Annotated in this window: 17 protein-coding genes; 6 read left to right on the top strand and 11 right to left on the bottom strand. The window is 37.0% G+C overall.

The genetic code is table 11. From position 1 onward, the window contains the following. Window positions 1-150 precede the first annotated feature (150 nt). Entirely contained in the window at window positions 151-621 is a 471-nt protein-coding gene (bcp, locus tag C2I06_RS23245) for a thioredoxin-dependent thiol peroxidase (RefSeq protein ID WP_123258957.1), read from the bottom strand. A 68-nt stretch (window positions 622-689) separates the two neighbouring features. Continuing rightward, on the bottom strand, window positions 690-1,094 hold the full coding sequence (locus C2I06_RS23240) for an ion channel (protein WP_095330996.1): 405 nt from the start codon (window positions 1,092-1,094) through the stop codon (window positions 690-692). Between the two features lie 215 nt (window positions 1,095-1,309). Here C2I06_RS23240 and C2I06_RS23235 point away from each other — a divergent pair, with 215 nt between their 5' ends. Both C2I06_RS23235 and C2I06_RS23230 read left to right on the top strand, forming a co-directional pair. Next, on the top strand, window positions 1,310-2,614 hold the full coding sequence (locus C2I06_RS23235; protein ID WP_123258956.1) for a glutamate-1-semialdehyde 2,1-aminomutase: 1,305 nt from the start codon (window positions 1,310-1,312) through the stop codon (window positions 2,612-2,614). A gap of 288 nt (window positions 2,615-2,902) precedes the next feature. Continuing rightward, window positions 2,903-3,988, top strand: coding sequence for an FUSC family protein (locus C2I06_RS23230; protein ID WP_095330994.1), 1,086 nt, complete (start codon window positions 2,903-2,905; stop codon window positions 3,986-3,988). A gap of 53 nt (window positions 3,989-4,041) precedes the next feature. Here the strand turns inward: C2I06_RS23230 and C2I06_RS23225 are convergent, their stop codons facing one another. The 5 genes from C2I06_RS23225 to fabL all read right to left on the bottom strand — a co-directional run bounded on the left by C2I06_RS23225 (window position 4,042) and on the right by fabL (window position 8,691). Further along, window positions 4,042-5,790 (bottom strand): ABC transporter ATP-binding protein, encoded by a 1,749-nt coding sequence (locus tag C2I06_RS23225; protein ID WP_095330992.1) that lies wholly within the window; start codon window positions 5,788-5,790, stop codon window positions 4,042-4,044. 611 nt (window positions 5,791-6,401) lie between these two features. Next, entirely contained in the window at window positions 6,402-6,932 is a 531-nt protein-coding gene (gene ntdP / locus C2I06_RS23220) for a nucleoside tri-diphosphate phosphatase (protein ID WP_047944913.1), read from the bottom strand. A 192-nt stretch (window positions 6,933-7,124) separates the two neighbouring features. Continuing rightward, window positions 7,125-7,388 (bottom strand): YgaB family protein, encoded by a 264-nt coding sequence (locus C2I06_RS23215; protein WP_095330990.1) that lies wholly within the window; start codon window positions 7,386-7,388, stop codon window positions 7,125-7,127. A gap of 233 nt (window positions 7,389-7,621) precedes the next feature. Beyond that, window positions 7,622-7,804: a gamma-type small acid-soluble spore protein gene (locus tag C2I06_RS23210; RefSeq protein ID WP_047944917.1), complete on the bottom strand. Its 183-nt coding sequence runs from the start codon at window positions 7,802-7,804 to the stop codon at window positions 7,622-7,624. A 143-nt stretch (window positions 7,805-7,947) separates the two neighbouring features. Then, entirely contained in the window at window positions 7,948-8,691 is a 744-nt protein-coding gene (gene fabL / locus C2I06_RS23205) for an enoyl-[acyl-carrier-protein] reductase FabL (protein ID WP_095330999.1), read from the bottom strand. Window positions 8,692-8,809: 118 nt separating this feature from the next. Between fabL and C2I06_RS23200 the strand changes: the two genes are divergently transcribed. Further along, window positions 8,810-9,034, top strand: coding sequence for a hypothetical protein (locus C2I06_RS23200; protein ID WP_095330987.1), 225 nt, complete (start codon window positions 8,810-8,812; stop codon window positions 9,032-9,034). Window positions 9,035-9,054: 20 nt separating this feature from the next. On the opposite strand, the gene mutY is transcribed toward C2I06_RS23200, so the two are convergent. After that, on the bottom strand, window positions 9,055-10,161 hold the full coding sequence (mutY, locus tag C2I06_RS23195; RefSeq protein ID WP_123258955.1) for an A/G-specific adenine glycosylase: 1,107 nt from the start codon (window positions 10,159-10,161) through the stop codon (window positions 9,055-9,057). A gap of 410 nt (window positions 10,162-10,571) precedes the next feature. Between mutY and C2I06_RS23190 the strand changes: the two genes are divergently transcribed. Next, on the top strand, window positions 10,572-11,552 hold the full coding sequence (locus C2I06_RS23190; RefSeq protein WP_095330983.1) for a metal-dependent hydrolase: 981 nt from the start codon (window positions 10,572-10,574) through the stop codon (window positions 11,550-11,552). Window positions 11,553-11,586: 34 nt separating this feature from the next. Here C2I06_RS23190 and C2I06_RS23185 read toward each other — a convergent pair whose 3' ends face one another. Then, window positions 11,587-11,856 carry a YfhJ family protein gene (locus C2I06_RS23185; protein ID WP_123258954.1) on the bottom strand — a complete coding sequence of 90 codons (270 nt, stop codon included), beginning with the start codon at window positions 11,854-11,856 and terminating at the stop codon, window positions 11,587-11,589. A 129-nt stretch (window positions 11,857-11,985) separates the two neighbouring features. Here C2I06_RS23185 and C2I06_RS23180 point away from each other — a divergent pair, with 129 nt between their 5' ends. Next, entirely contained in the window at window positions 11,986-12,135 is a 150-nt protein-coding gene (locus tag C2I06_RS23180) for a small, acid-soluble spore protein K (RefSeq protein WP_047944925.1), read from the top strand. Window positions 12,136-12,196: 61 nt separating this feature from the next. On the opposite strand, the gene C2I06_RS23175 is transcribed toward C2I06_RS23180, so the two are convergent. Continuing rightward, window positions 12,197-12,517, bottom strand: coding sequence for a YfhH family protein (locus tag C2I06_RS23175; RefSeq protein ID WP_123258953.1), 321 nt, complete (start codon window positions 12,515-12,517; stop codon window positions 12,197-12,199). Between the two features lie 108 nt (window positions 12,518-12,625). Next, window positions 12,626-13,435: a recombination regulator RecX gene (gene recX / locus C2I06_RS23170; RefSeq protein WP_095330977.1), complete on the bottom strand. Its 810-nt coding sequence runs from the start codon at window positions 13,433-13,435 to the stop codon at window positions 12,626-12,628. A 198-nt stretch (window positions 13,436-13,633) separates the two neighbouring features. Between recX and C2I06_RS23165 the strand changes: the two genes are divergently transcribed. Continuing rightward, window positions 13,634-13,750: a YfhE family protein gene (locus tag C2I06_RS23165; RefSeq protein ID WP_082138460.1), complete on the top strand. Its 117-nt coding sequence runs from the start codon at window positions 13,634-13,636 to the stop codon at window positions 13,748-13,750. The last annotated feature ends 221 nt before the right edge of the window (window positions 13,751-13,971 follow it).

The following is a 13,971-nucleotide window of genomic DNA, read 5'->3' as shown; positions in this document are numbered from 1 at the left end:
AGAAGTTTTATCCATTTCCCCCTTCTCTCCATAAAAAAAGACCAACGAACGTTTTCGTTGGCCACCGACATATATATGAGGAGGTATATGCTCACTATACAATATGCTCTTCGGCTTTTAATGAGTGGACAAAAGTCCCTACCATAAAAATTAGGCTTCGATTTTTTCTAAAGCTTGTTTGATTTCTGCTACATGGCCAGCGACTTTTACTTTGCGCCATTCCATCGCAAGCTTCCCTTCTTTGTCGATCAGGAAGGTTGATCTTTCAATTCCCATATACTCTTTTCCAAAATTCTTTTTTAGTTTCCAAACATCAAAGCTTTCCGCTACTTCATGATTTTCATCCGCTAATAACAGGAATGGCAGCTCGTGCTTTTCGATAAATTTCTGATGTCTTGAAATCGGATCAGGGCTGACTCCTAGTACTACTGCGTTGTATCCTTGGAAATCTTCATGATTATCGCGAAAATCACATGCTTCTGTTGTACATCCTGGTGTCATATCTTTCGGATAAAAATATAAGACAACATTCTTTCCTCGATAATCGGATAATTTTATTTTCTCTCCATTATTTGCTTCTAACTCAAAATCTGGCACTGTTTCTCCAATATGAACAGACATTGTATCCCGCCTTTGCTTTTTATTTAAGCCTACCTAAAATGCTTTTATGAATCAAGAAAAGCATTTTGCTAGTTGTTCAGATCAAATACTGCCCGTGCTACAAAAGCAGCGGGAATTGTGTATCCGATCAACGCCTCAATAAGGACAACCATCCTCCCCATCCCAATTGGCATTAAGTCGCCAAACCCTACGGAAAATAAAGTCACCCCGCTAAAATAAATACTTGTATGGAGTGTATGAAAGAAATCATAGTTTAAAGAAGGTGCCTGTCCATCATTATAAACCGGGATGCCATTCATCTGGAATAATGTATAGATTAGACCAAAGCCAATCATAATGGTGATATAGACAAAGATTAAGTACATAAAATTCTCGAATGAGACCCATTTTTCTTTTCTCTGGTAAGGAACAAATAGTGTTTTTAAGCTCATTGCAATAAAAAATAGAATGAGTGCTAATAAGACATAAAACATTTCCTTACCTCCTTACTTCCTTGCATAAATGTAATTCCTCTATCATTAATATCTATGCTTGTCTTGCTTATTTATTCGTTTATCTCTTTCTCCTATTGAAAACGTACGAAAGGTACTCTTAGGTTAAAAAGCTGTTTCCCTTTATCTTCTTTTAAAAAGTGCTAAAATGGGGGAAGGTATTTTTTATAGAATGATACGATTTATAGGAGGTTTATATGTTACATACAAATTCAGAACGATTGCATGAAGAAGCTTTAGAGATTATTGTCGGAGGTGTCAACAGTCCTTCGCGCTCTTATAAGGCGGTTGGCGGCGGGTCACCGATCGTAATGGAAAGAGGACAAGGTGCTTACTTCTTTGATGTAGACGGAAATCAATATATCGATTATTTAGCTGCATACGGTCCGATTGTTACAGGACATGCTCACCCACATATTACAAAGGCAGTAACACGCGCTGCCGAAACTGGTCTTCTATTCGGAACACCAACTCCGCATGAAGTGAAATTCGCGAAAATGCTGCAAGAAGCCATTCCATCCATGGAAAAAATCCGGTTTATGAACTCTGGAACAGAAGCAGTAATGACAACCATTCGTGTTGCTCGCGCGTATACAGGCAGAAATAAAGTCATCAAATTCGCTGGATGCTATCATGGTCACTCTGATCCAATGCTTGTTGCAGCTGGTTCAGGTCCTTCTACGCTTGGCACACCAGATTCTGCCGGTGTTCCTGCAGTAATTGCTGCAGACGTTATCACGGTTCCTTTCAATGATTTAGATGCGTATAAAGATGCATTGGATAAATGGGGCGATCAAGTAGCCGCTGTTCTGGTCGAGCCAATCGTTGGGAACTTCGGAATTGTTGAACCAGTAGAAGGATTTTTACAAGGAATTAATGATTTAACACATGCAGCAGGCGCACTTGTTATTTATGATGAGGTAATTACTGCTTTCCGCTTTACTTACGGTGGAGCACAGGATTTATTAGGTGTTTACCCTGACTTGACTGCCTTAGGAAAAGTAATCGGCGGTGGTCTTCCAATCGGTGCTTATGGCGGAAGAAAAGAAATCATGGATCAAGTGGCACCAGTTGGACCAGCATACCAAGCAGGAACTCATGCTGGAAATCCAGCCTCCATCCAAGCTGGAATCGCTTGTCTAGAAGTATTAAAGCAAGAAGGCGTATACGATCATCTCGATAAATTAGGCGCATTATTAGAAAATGGCATTTTAGAAGCAGCTGCCAAATCCAATGTTCCCATTACTATTAACCGCCTAAAAGGAGCACTTACTGTCTTCTTTACAACCGAGAAGGTCTACAACTACAAACAAGCAGAAAGCACTGACAGTGAAATGTTTGGCCGCTTCTTCAAGCTATTAGTAGAACAAGGAATCATGCTGGCACCATCTAAATACGAAGCATGGTTCATCACAATCGCGCATACAGAAGAAGACATCGAAGCAACCCTGCACGCAGTTGACCAAGCATTCGCTGCATTAAAAGAAGAATATAAGTTTTAAGTTTAGAAAAAGGTTCAGAGGAATTCTGGACCTTTTTTACTAATGAAAACTACCACCCTATTACTACGTTTTTTACCTCTCCTACTATGTAAAATCATTTCAATTTTAACAACAATATGTCCATTTTTTTAAAATCCTTCGAAAAAAGAAAAAATTAGTCATCAGTCTATTGAAGTTCACATCTAATCAATGTATAGTACATTATTGTGTTTACTTTTCGTGTTTTTCGCAAAAAGTAAGGGGTATAAGAAAATAGTTAGAAAGATTAAATGAAAGGAACACTTATTTATGACATTAGGAGCGCGCGTTCTGAAAACAGGAATCGCCATCGTGTTAGCTTTATTTCTAGCGCAACTTTTAAATGCACCAACTCCTGTTTTCGCAGGAATTTCTGCCATTTTTGCTATACAGCCAACTGTCTATCGTTCTTATTTATCGATCATTGACCAAGTACGAGGCAATATCATTGGTGCTATTATCGCAGTCATCTTTGTATTAAGCTTTGGTAACAACGTTTTTATTATTGGACTTGCCGCCATCATTGTTATTACAATTAACTTAAAATTAAACTTAGAAAAGACAATTACTTTATCTGTGGTTACCTTGATTGCCATTATGGAATCACCTACAGATGACTTCATTACCTTTGCAATTATTCGCTTCTCGACAGTAATGCTCGGAATTCTTTCTGCTTCGACTGTCAATCTGATTTTTATACCACCTAAGTATGAAAATAAATTGTACAATCAAATTTCCGATTTAAGTGAGGAAATAACAAAATGGATCCGCCTAAACATTAGACATGCATCAGAACATAGTCTGTTAAAGAACGATATCGATAAAATGTCGGAACGTTTAATGCGCATTGATCAGTTATATATCCTGTACAAAGAAGAGCGGAATTATTTTAAAAAAACAACTTTATTAAAAACGAGAAAATTAGTCATTTACCGGCAAATGATTGCCACATTAAAGAAATCTTTTCAAACCTTGAAAAAGATTCATCGATATGAAAATGAGTTATTAAGTTTGCCGGAGGATTTTCAAAATATTATTCAACAGCAGCTTGATTGCCTTATTCACCATCATGAACATGTCATGCTTAAATTTATTGGAAAAGTAAAGCCTAATGTTGTTTTTGAAGAAGGCAGCATTTCTCTTGATCGAAACATACTTTTCCAAGAGTTAATGCTTTATTATAAAGAGACAGAACCATCCGTACTTGAAAATGAAGAAGAATTAAAGCAATATCATATGATGCAAATTGTTTCTGCCATCATTGAATATGATGAGAATGTAGAGCATCTTGATACATTAATCACTTCCATTCAAGTTCATCATCAGCATGAAGCCGATGTAACGATTGAAGAGTAAAATCTTTATATAAAAGGATCCAGAAACTTGCTTCTGGATCCTTTTTTTCATCTCTAATTTCCCAATTGCTGAATTTGAAATAGATCATGATAATGACCTTGCAATTTCATTAGTTCCTCATGTGTACCATCTTCCATAATTTTTCCATGTTCAATTAAAATGATGCGATCGGCATGAGTAATCGTAGATAGACGATGGGCCACAATCAAGGTCGTTCTGTCTTTAGCCAGTTCTTCCAATGATTCTTGAATGGACTGTTCACTTTCCAAGTCTAAAGCAGAAGTAGCCTCGTCCAAAATTAAGATTGGCGGGTTTTTCAAGAATACACGTGCAATTGCTACTCTTTGCTTCTGGCCGCCGCTTAATTTCACGCCTCTTTCGCCCACTTTTGTTTCATACCCTTCTGGAAGCTGGGTGATAAAGTCATGCGCATTGGCAGCTTTAGCAGCGGCAATTACTTCCTCTTCAGTTGCATTAGGCTTTCCTATCATAATATTTTCCCTAATCGATTCACTGAAGAGAATATTTTCTTGCAGAACCATCCCAATTTGATCTCGTAAGGAACGTGCTTGCACATCTCTGATATCTATTCCATCTAAGAGAATTCTTCCTCCCGTTACATCAAAGAATCTTGGAATAAGACTTATCAAGGAAGACTTACCGCCACCGCTCATCCCAACAAATGCTACTGTCTCTCCTTGTTTAATATGTAAGGAAATATTGTCTAATACTTTCGGATCGTTTGTCTCATAAGCAAAGTCCACTTCTTCAAAGGTAATATCTCCTTTTACATTTGTACAAGGAACCGCATTTGGTTTATCTTGGATATCATATTTTTCATCAATTAAATCAAACACCCTGTCCATTGATGCGATAGACTGTGTTAATGTCGTAGAAGAATTCACTAATCTTCTCAATGGATTATATAATCTTTCAATATAAGCAAAAAATGCCATCATCGCTCCTAGCGATAAATCGCCATTCAATACTTGATAGCCTGAATAGGCAATTACAATCAATGGAGAAATATCGGTAATCGTATTGACGACAGCGAACGCTTTCGCATTCCATTTCGTATGATTGACCGCTTTTTCCAAGAAGGTATTATTATACTTTTGGAAATGCTTTTGTTCATGATCTTCTGTCGCAAAGCTTTTAATAACTGAAATCCCTTGGACTCTTTCATGGAGAAAGCTTTGTACGCCTGCTAAAGCTTGGGATCTTTCTCTTGTTAATTTACGTAAATTTCCAAAAAAGTAGCTGACGGAAAGCGCGTAAAACGGCAGTAAAATAATAGAGACAAATGTTAACTTTACATCCATCGTGAACATGATTCCGATTGTAATCAAAATCGTTACGGCATCTAGCCATAAATTCATTAAGCCCGTTAAAATAAAATTTTTCGTTTGTTCTACGTCATTTATGACACGGGAAATAACTTCCCCTGCACGGGTATTGGAATAATATTTTAGGCTTAATTTTTGCAGATGCATAAAAAGCTGATCTCTAATATCATAAAGAATTTTATTAGAAGTCCATTGAGCGAAATATTGACGATAGTATTCAATCGGTGGTCTCACCACGATAAAGACAATTGTCATAATGATCATGATTGTCCACAGATTGCTCATTTTAGTGGCCTGATCTAAGGCTGAATTGTTAATAATATCATCAATTACATATTTTAATAACAATGGAATTAATAGCGGAATGGCAAATTTCACAATGCCGATAATGATCGTCCCAATGATTTGCCATCGGTATGGCTTTACAAAGGTCATATACCTCTTAATACTGTCCACATATACTCCCCTCTCTATGTTGCATTTGTTCTTTTTCCTTTTTTTGTGTTTGGAAAACTTAATTTTCGTCATTCTGTTAAAAATACTGTGAAAGATAGCGCGTAAACGGTTGAGTGTGGCTGATCTGATCTGTGCGCTTTTGATTTTTACTGATGCTAAACGGGCACAGAGAAAAGCTCTCTGTTACCTTTTTTCACTTTTTCTTTTGGTTCGGGCATGGAGATCGCTTCTCTTTTCCCTTTTTACACATTTCCTTTTCATTTCGGGCACAGAGCACGCTTCTCTTTTCCCTTTTCACACATTTCCTTTTCATTTCGGGCACAGAGCACGCTTCTCTTTTCCCTTTTCACACATTTCCTTTTCACTTTGGGCACGGAGAGCGCCTCTCTTTTCCCTTCGACTCGCTTTCAAAGCCAAATCGGGCACAGAATCAATCCTCTCTAAAAATCCACTCAATCCCCCAAACCAAAACAGCCCACGAGCCATCAATCTTTGAAAATAATGTCACTCTTAATCGTTTTAATAACAATAGACCATTTTATCACTATTCGCAGCGAATGCATAAGAAAAAAGCCTGCTGAAATTCAACATGCTTTTTTCAGTCATCCATATTAACTTCTGTACGTTAAGTATCTTTCATACCACAAATCAACAAAATCTGGTGCAAAGGGACCTTTTCTTTGTCTTATCCAATGTATTAATTGCGTTACTTGCGTCTTCAAAATACGATCAATGACCTCTGGATATTTCATTTCTTGGCGGTGACGTTCATACTCATCTTCATCTAGTAAATTGAATGTCATATCTGGAAAGATTTTGATGTCCAAATCATAATCAATATACTTAAGTGCCTCTCCATCGTATATAAACGGTGAGCTTAGGTTGCAATAATAATGAATGCCATCTTCTCTAAGCATGCCAATGACATTAAACCATTGTTGGGAATGAAAATAACAGATTGCCGGTTCACGTGTTACCCACGTTCTTCCATCTGATTCCGTAACAATTGTACGATCATTGCCACCTATAATTAAGTTCTGCGTCCCTTTAAGTATTGTTGTTTCGTCCCAGATTCGATGGATGTGCCCATTATGCTTATAACTGTGAATTTGTATTGGTTCACCCTCGATAGGTACGCCCATTTTTATTTCTCCCCTACTTTCTATTTACGGACGCTTTGTAACCTGTTACATACTAAAAGCGATTCATTATTTCCTTTAAGGCAACAAAGTACGATTCCTCTTTTTTCTTATTTCTTATTATAACGGTTCTCTAGTAAATTTAAAACAAAAGAACCATTGAAATTACACAATGGTTTTAAATATTCCATATTTTTATGAACTAGATGATAGTTTCAGCTCATTTTCTTGGTAGACTTTAATGACTTTTTCTGTTTGTAATTCAAAGATTTTTTGTATTTTCTTTAGCTCTTCCTTCATATTGCTGATTTCTATTTGCACTTCTTTTAGTTCTGTTTCTTTTTGGAGAATTTGTAGTTGTTCTTCTATCTCTTCGCATCTTTCTAATTCTCCTTGTAAATAGAGCAGTTTTTCCATAATTCGCATTTGCTCTCCAACTAAACCGTTAAATACATCCATGAAAAAACACATCCTACTCTTCATTTTTAGGTACTGTATTGATTTATATGTTTCATTTTATAAAAAGGGAACGGCCCTTTTTCTATTAACTCTACCTTTTACTATTTCTTCGTATGTATGTTAATTCCTTTGACTACTTCTGTAGACAAAGAAGAAGTTTTGTCGAACATAAAAAAGTTTCTATAACAAAAGCAAAGGGCACTCTCCCGTAAGTGAAGTGCCCTTTGTTTGCATTATTTGCTTGTGTTTTGAGATTTTCTAGATTCAGCTTGTTGATTTTGTTTTCTTACTTCTGAAGCGTTTGTTTCGCTTGCAAATTCAGTACCAAATTGTTGACCTTGGCCTGCTTGAGCGTTTTGTTGTTTTACTTCTTGAATGTTAGTTCCACTTTGTGTAGCACCAGCTTTTTTAGCCATGAATATCACCTCCACGCCTATTAATTTGTCCCAGACGTTTCGTTTCTATCCAAAGTTTTTTATTACCAATAAAATCCAATCCAATAAAAAGAAAAAGGAGTTCTCCTTTATAGGAAATCTCCTTTTTCCGCCAGACAAACCGCTTATACTAACAACGAAATACCGCCATCCACAATAATCGTTTGTCCTCTTATCATGCTTGCATCATCGCTTACTAAGAACATCACTGTATTGACGAGATCTTCCATTTCCACCATTCTGCCTGCTGGTGTTTTTTCAGCTGCCGCTTGAAGCAACTCTTCTCTGTTTGGAAAATGTGTCAATGCCTCAGTATCAACCGCTCCACCTGAAACGGCATTTACTACAATATTTTTTGGTGCTAATTCAACCGCTAAATATCTAGTTAAGGCTTCTACAGCAGCTTTACTCACTCCAACCGTTGTATAGTTTTCTAAATAGCGAATCGCTCCTAGAGAGCTGATGCTAACGATTTTTCCACCTTTATCCATTAGCTTCGCTGCTTCTTGCGCACAGAATAATAAGGCTTTACTATTAATATTCATTGTCCAATTCCAATGAGACTCTTCCAATTCCATAATTGGTCGTAATACCCCAGATGCTGCGTTGTTAATAAATACATCCAAACGACCAAACTCTGCTTTTACTTCTGCAAACATCGCCTTTATTTTGTCTACATCTCCAACATTGGCTTTTACTAGAAGCACTTTTCTACCAAGCGCCGTAATCTCGTCAGCAGTTTCTTGCGCTGCCTTTTTGCTTCTTGCATAGTTGATAACAATATCATAGCCTTGTTTGGCTAAGCGAATGGCTGTTGCCTTTCCGATTCCTCTACTGCTGCCTGTAATTAATGCTACTTTGTTTGTCATTCTTATTAATTCCTTTCCCATCCATTTACTTCTCATTTTACCTCTATTCATGCATAGTTCGCAATCAACATCCACACAATAGAGGAGAAAACGGTAAAAGTAAAGGAAGGTATAACCTATGTATGTTGGCAGAGATATAACCAAATTAGCCATGATCGCTAAATCAGATTGGAAAGATGATGAACTTGCCTACTTTCACCACTCCTTGCAGCAAATGACCCCTTATCTCAATAGCGAAGGTGCCAGTATTCACCGCAGCATCATAGAGGAAATCGAAAATAGAGGCGGGTTAAAAAGGAACGAAGCTGATTATACACATGGGACAGAAGTAAGCTATGAATAAGAAAGGATGACCACATATGGTCACCCTTTCTTCACTTGCTCTGGTAAAAATTTCAGCATTTTCTGATGAGACACAGGGAATGGGAATGGTGCAATTTCATCCGCATTTACTCTTCTGATATCTTCTTTCTCCTCTTTTAACTCTATTAATTTTCCGCTATATACATTGATGTTCCAGATCAAATGAGAAAAAACATGTTCAATCCTAGTAATCATTTCGCCAACTTCTACTTTAGCCTGATAGTCTTCTAACAGCTTTTCCTCAAGCTGCGCTTTCTCGCTTTTTAACACTTGAACAATTTCCATATTAGGAAACTCCCATAGATTTGCCAGCAATCCTGTATTCGGGCGCTTATGAATCAATGTTCTTCCCTCTTCATCTGTTAAAACGACTGCCGCAAGCTGAATTGACTTTTGTTTCTTCGTTTTTGTCTTTACAGGCAGCTCTGTTACTGTCCCATCCTCAAAAGCATGACAATGCTCTCTTACTGGACAAAGCAGGCACGAAGGAGATGTTGGGGTACAGATTAAGGCACCGAGCTCCATAAGTGCTTGATTGAAAAAGGACGGATTCTCATGCGAGATCAGCACACGTACTGCTTCTTCAAATGTCTTTCTTGTTTTTGGTTTTGCAATATCTTCCCAAATCGAGAGAATCCTCGATAAAACTCTCATTACATTGCCATCAACAGCAGGTTCTGGAACCCCATATGCTATACTCAAAATTGCACCTGCTGTATACGGTCCTACCCCTTTTAAGGACGCAATTTCTTTCGGAGTATCTGGCACTTTGCCCCCATACTTTTCATGCACTTCCTTAACAGCAGCATGTAAATTACGCGCTCTTGAATAATAGCCTAATCCTTCCCAGGCCTTCAGTACTTTTTCTTCTTCAGCCTTCGACAACGCCTCAATGGTTGGAAATTGAGAAATGAATCGGTTAAAATAGGGAATAACCGTATCCACCTTTGTTTGCTGAAGCATGATTTCAGATACCCATACTTTATAGGGATCTTGATCTTGTCTCCATGGCAGCTCCCTTTGTTCCTCTATAAACCAATTCAATAAATCTTCTCTAAACCGCTCGACATCCACTTGATTTTTGATTATTTCTTGCCTATCTGTCACGATTAACCTCCAGATGTTAATTATTAATTTTTTTTGGGAATAACAATATATAGATTTCTTTTACTACTATTGGACATGGTGTGCATCATAGGATGGAATGGGATAGAATGAAAGTAGCACAAAATGATTCACGTTCTTACCAATAGCTAAGTTAAATTGCAATAGTATAAATAAGTAAATTTGCCTCATTTTAAATAGAAGAGCTATTTTTTGATAAAATTACGCGTTTGTCCGATTGTTTGCCAACTTTATTTATTATTTAATAACATTATCCGTATTTTTACATCATGCGAATATATTAACTGTTTGTAGTGTATCTTTTGTTAAGAAAAAAGAAAAGGATATTTTTATTGTAATTATGGTGTTTTCATCCAAATAATTCGGAGAGAAAATCAAGGAGGTTTGGTATTTTGGATACAGGAACTCATATTGTTATGGGAGTTGCACTTGGTGGGTTAGCCACGTTAGACCCAGTTGTTGCTTCTGATCCTGCAACAACTACAGGTGTAATAATCGCCACCATCATCGGCTCACAAATACCAGATATCGATACAGTATTAAAATTAAGAAATAATGCCGTTTATATACGCAACCACCGTGGAGTGACACACTCCATCCCAGCAGTACTTTTGTGGCCCCTACTTATACTTGCTGTCATGTACCCGCTTTTCCCAGAGGCAAATTTGTTCCATTTATGGCTTTGGACGTTTATAGCTGTTTTCCTGCATGTGTTTGTCGATATATTTAATGCGTATGGAACGCAGGCTCTTCGTCCTTTTACAAATAAATGGGTCGCATTGGGGATTATTAATACATTTGATCCCATCATTTTCTCCATGCATATTGTAGCAATCCTATTCTGGTTATTCGGCGCAGATCCTGGCTATACCTTTTTAACTTTATATATCGTACTGATTGGCTATTACCTTCTGCGGGTATTTACACAACGGCAGGTAAAAATAAATGTGAAAAAAAGAATTCCAGATGCAAAGGAAATCATTTTATCGCCAACCATGAGATATAACCATTGGCGTATCGCTGTGATGACCGACGACTCCTTCTATGTCGGCAGGTCCCATCAGCACGAAATTGAAATCTACGATAAATTCCATCGTATTCCAGTTCCAGATACACCAGTTCTAACCGCAGCTCAAAAAGATAAGAACCTATCTGCTTTCTTATCCTTCTCTCCTGTATTTCGGTGGGAAGTTATCGAGCTGGATGACCAATACCAAGTCCGCTTCATTGATTTACGCTACCGAAGCAATGGACACTATCCATTTGTCGCCGTTGTTCATCTCGATCTAAACTTGAATATCATCACTTCCTACACAGGCTGGATTTTTAGTGAAGATAAGCTGAAAAAGAAACTCGATATTTTAACCAATTAGCATGAAAATGGTCGACCATTAAAGTCGACCTCTTTTAATGCAATTTCCTTTTATCATCTGCAAGGAATTCTTTATATTTTGGGTTTTCTGCTACAAATTCATGAAGCTTTCCACCATAATTCTCAATCCACTGACTAACAACTCGTTCCGTTACTTCTTCTCCCTGATATTTACGACCCGCTTTAGCATAGGTTGACTCAAAATCTTCCCATAATAATTCCACCCATGTTTGTGCTTGGCCTACTGAAATAAACGAATTAAGCTCCAACAGCCGCTCCACTAATTTCTTCTGTGCTTCATGCATTATTTTATTCCTTCTTTCTTTTTTTGTATTTACTAATAGATTGCAGGTGATTAACAAATACTATCCATTGTAATAAACAAAGTTGAAGTTTATTACCTTTGACTTAGTTGATTCTTTGGAGGTATGACGATGGGAAATGTAGATAATACAAATGATGTTAAGCTTGAGGGAGAACCGAGAGCAAAAACAGAATACGCTTCGAAAAGAGCCAATGGCACAATCAATACACATCCTCAAGAGAGAATGCATGCTTCCTCACATCGCAAACCAAAAAAATAAACAGATCTTTATTCTGTAGGAAAGAGGGAGAGACCATCTTTTGGTCCCTCCACTCTTTTCCTTATGCTTTCTTCTTTAATAATGCGATTGGAATCCCCTCTTCTTGGCTTCCATCTACTTGTCGCTTTCCCCACGCAAAAACGCCGTTCATATAATCGATTTGAAAAAGAACTCCTGGATCGCCTTCTATTTCATATATTTCATTAGCTTTATAATCTTTAGAATTTAATAAATACGATTTGGCAAGAACTGCTTTTCTTTCTAAAACAGCATATTCATTAACCATACCAAGCTGCTCAGCTTTTTTTGCTTGATCATTTAAAGTGGATATTTCCATACGGAGCTCATGTTCTGTCATCATGCTATATCTTTTTGTCAGCATTTATATTCCCCTCCACTACCAACTAGTTTAATAAAAATCCTCAGAATCGGCAAAAAATTAGCTTTCATTTCTAATAAAGTTTGTTGTTAACACTACACTGATAACTAATTAGTCTTCATTTTCTATTTCGTCTAAATACTGTTCGATAAGATCCATAGAGAATCCTTTACGGTATAAGAACTGCTTCATTTTTTGCTTGAATTCATATCCAGTGAACTTGGCAAATTTTCTTCTTGCCTTCTCCCCATGGATACGAACGGTTTCTAATTCATCTGTATCCATTTCCACAATCTCCGGCATCCTTTTTACTTGTTGGATAATATCAGAGGTATATCCCTTTCTAACAAGAGTCTGCTCTAATTTCTGGATGATAATCTTCTTAGAGTCCTTTTTCTTGCCAGCCAAAAACTTCGCAACAATTTTCTTCGCTGCTTGCATTTGGTCCTCATAAGAAAGCTCCTCCATCGAACGTTCGATTAATTCCCGCTGGATCCCTTTTTCCCTTAATTCTCGTTTAATCGTTTCTGCTCCTTTGGTTGTCGTATTCCGTTGAGTGCGAACATAGGAAAAAGCGTAATCTTCATCATCGATGAATTTCATTTCCTTTAACTTTGTCATTACCTCTGCTATCAATGCATCATTTTCCATTTTAGCGGAAAGATGCTTCCTTACTTCCATTTCCGTTCTTTTTACCTTAGACAAATACCGAACGGCCATATGATATCCTTTTCTTATTTCATCTGTATATTGGATTTCATTTAATAAGAGCGAATCTAGCTCCATCCCTTTTCGCAGCTTATATTTAATTAGGACTGTTTCATCGACGCTAAATGCATACACATCTTTTCCCTGTTTCAGGGTAAAAATATTATAACGGTCATTCAATTCCTTCTGTCTTGTTATTTTGCTTATAATCATTCCAATCACCACATTATCTATTTTTCGCCTTCTCTAAATCATCTAATGCGAACTTTATCTATTTCAAATGTAGCACATAAAAGGTGGAAAGACATACTTTTGCCTCTCAATTAATTTACCTTCGCATTTTGAATCTATTTTATATAACTAGGGAAGAATAAAGAACATAGTAGAAAAAATGGAAAGGATTGTTGTGATATGGAAGGGAAGAAAAAGCAAAAACCAAAACACACACTATCTAGCATGCAAGCCGTAACCTATCAACATGAATTCAAAATGGCTGATCGAGCAGCTAATAGAAAAGATACTAAATAACCGTTTAGAGGAAGAGATGATTCATCTCATTCTCTTTCTCTACCACTTTTTTTAAAACCCTTACATTTTTGTGGATAACCAAAACCTAATTCTGTTGATAATGTGGATAACCCTGTGGAATACTTTATTTTCAGGATTTATCTTGTTAGTAATTAAGTTGATAACCTCTCCATTTTTCCACAGTCACTATTGTGATTATTTTCTGAAAAAAAACATCAAAA

The sequence above is a fragment of the Niallia circulans genome, assembly GCF_003726095.1.
In the GTDB taxonomy this organism is placed as follows: Bacteria; Bacillota; Bacilli; order Bacillales; family Cytobacillaceae; genus Niallia; species Niallia circulans_A.
Note: the sequence above shows the minus strand (reverse complement) of the source record. Positions and strands in the feature narration are given on the sequence as shown.

Bases quoted from the DNA above. Each gene is read 5' to 3' on its own strand.
- bcp (WP_123258957.1), bottom strand. From the start codon at position 621: ATGTCTGTTCATATTGGAGAAACAGTGCCAGATTTTGAGTTAGAAGCA.
- C2I06_RS23240 (WP_095330996.1), bottom strand. From the start codon at position 1,094: ATGTTTTATGTCTTATTAGCACTCATTCTATTTTTTATTGCAATGAGC.
- C2I06_RS23235 (WP_123258956.1), top strand. From the start codon at position 1,310: ATGTTACATACAAATTCAGAACGATTGCATGAAGAAGCTTTAGAGATT.
- C2I06_RS23230 (WP_095330994.1), top strand. From the start codon at position 2,903: ATGACATTAGGAGCGCGCGTTCTGAAAACAGGAATCGCCATCGTGTTA.
- ntdP (WP_047944913.1), bottom strand. From the start codon at position 6,932: ATGGGCGTACCTATCGAGGGTGAACCAATACAAATTCACAGTTATAAG.
- C2I06_RS23215 (WP_095330990.1), bottom strand. From the start codon at position 7,388: ATGGATGTATTTAACGGTTTAGTTGGAGAGCAAATGCGAATTATGGAA.
- C2I06_RS23210 (WP_047944917.1), bottom strand. From the start codon at position 7,804: ATGGCTAAAAAAGCTGGTGCTACACAAAGTGGAACTAACATTCAAGAA.
- fabL (WP_095330999.1), bottom strand. From the start codon at position 8,691: ATGACAAACAAAGTAGCATTAATTACAGGCAGCAGTAGAGGAATCGGA.
- C2I06_RS23200 (WP_095330987.1), top strand. From the start codon at position 8,810: ATGTATGTTGGCAGAGATATAACCAAATTAGCCATGATCGCTAAATCA.
- C2I06_RS23185 (WP_123258954.1), bottom strand. From the start codon at position 11,856: ATGCATGAAGCACAGAAGAAATTAGTGGAGCGGCTGTTGGAGCTTAAT.
- C2I06_RS23180 (WP_047944925.1), top strand. From the start codon at position 11,986: ATGGGAAATGTAGATAATACAAATGATGTTAAGCTTGAGGGAGAACCG.
- C2I06_RS23175 (WP_123258953.1), bottom strand. From the start codon at position 12,517: ATGCTGACAAAAAGATATAGCATGATGACAGAACATGAGCTCCGTATG.
- recX (WP_095330977.1), bottom strand. From the start codon at position 13,435: ATGATTATAAGCAAAATAACAAGACAGAAGGAATTGAATGACCGTTAT.
- C2I06_RS23165 (WP_082138460.1), top strand. From the start codon at position 13,634: ATGGAAGGGAAGAAAAAGCAAAAACCAAAACACACACTATCTAGCATG.